This window comes from Variovorax sp. P1_H12_2 (assembly GCF_056405335.1).
In genome coordinates this window covers 1-1360 of sequence record NZ_JBFUCI010000736.1, presented here as the reverse complement: position 1 = coordinate 1360, position 1360 = coordinate 1, and the positions used below count along the sequence as shown (strand labels likewise).

At 67.2% G+C, this 1360-nt stretch carries 1 protein-coding gene and 1 pseudogene; one reads left to right on the top strand and one right to left on the bottom strand.

Features of this window, described 5'->3' with window-relative positions:
* Positions 1-890, top strand: an 890-nt coding sequence (locus tag AC1D2K_RS34705; protein WP_478094975.1) for an oxidoreductase, incomplete at its 5' end; no start/stop codon positions are given.
* 34 nt (positions 891-924) lie between these two features.
* On the opposite strand, the pseudogene rho reads toward AC1D2K_RS34705, so the two are convergent.
* Positions 925-1360: pseudogene (gene rho, locus AC1D2K_RS34700) on the bottom strand (transcription termination factor Rho); the annotation flags it as partial.

Genomic DNA, 1360 nt, shown 5'->3' with positions numbered 1-1360 from the left:
CCACTCTGTTGCGTCGAAGCGACATCGATCTGGTCGTCATTGCCGCGCCCAATGCCCAGCACCATCCGCTTGCCAGGTTGGCGCTCGAAGCCGGCAAGCACGTGGTGGTCGACAAGCCTTTCACGCTCGACGCAGCCCAGGCGCGCGAACTGGCCGCGCTGGCCGAGCGAAAGGGGCGGCTGCTGTCGGTCTACCAGAATCGTCGCTTCGACGCCGACTTCCTGAGCCTGCGCGAGCTGTTGGCGGGCGGCGAACTCGGTCGCCCGGTGTATTTTGAATCGCATTTCGACCGCTTCCGGCCGCAGGTGCGCGAACGCTGGCGGGAACAGCCGGTGCCCGGTGCGGGCCTCTGGGTCGACCTCGGCTCGCACCTGCTCGACCAGGCGGTACAGCTCTTCGGCCAGCCCGATACGCTGCAACTCGACATCGCCGCGCTGCGCGAGCGCGCGCTGGTCGAGGACTACTTCCATGCCGTCCTGCGCTACGAAAGCGGCGAGCACGCGCCCTTGCGCGTGGTGCTGCACGCGACCACGCTGGCGGCCTTTCCAGCGCCGCGTTTCATCGTGCACGGCACGCGCGGCAGCTACATCAAGCGTGGCGTCGACCCGCAGGAGGACGCACTGCGCGCTGGCGGCCGGCCCGGCGAAGCGGGATGGGGCGTCGACCCGGTCGAAGGCGAACTGACGCTGGTGGGGATCGACGGCCGTGCGCAGACGCAGAAGCGGCCCACGCAGGCGGGCAACTATGTCTCCTACTACGCGGCGGTGCGCGATGCGATCGTCGGGAAGGGCCCGAATCCGGTGATGCCGGAGCAGGYGGTCGAGCTGATGGAACTGCTCGACCTGGGACGCCAGAGCGCGGCGGAAGGCCGGGCCCTGGCGGCGCGCTGACAGGCCGTCAGCGCGAGGAGGCGATCAAGCTTGATCAGCCCCCGCGACGCATCATGTCGAAGAACTCGACATTGGTCTTGGTCGCCTTCATGTTCTTGAGCATCAGCTCCATCGCCTCGATCTCGTCCATGTTGTACATGAGCTGGCGAAGAATGCGGGTCTTCTGCAGGATCTCGGGGGGCAGCAGCAACTCTTCGCGGCGGGTGCCGCTGCGGTTGAGCTGGATCGACGGGAACACGCGCTTCTCGTAGAGGCGGCGGTCGAGGTGGATTTCGGAGTTGCCGGTGCCCTTGAACTCTTCGAAGATCACTTCGTCCATGCGGCTGCCGGTGTCGATCAGCGCGGTGSCRATGATSGTCAGAGAGCCGCCTTCTTCCACATTGCGCGCGGCGCCGAGGAAGCGCTTCGGGCGCTGCAGCGCGTTGGAGTCCACGCCGCCGGTCAGGACCTTGCCCGAGGAGGGCACGACG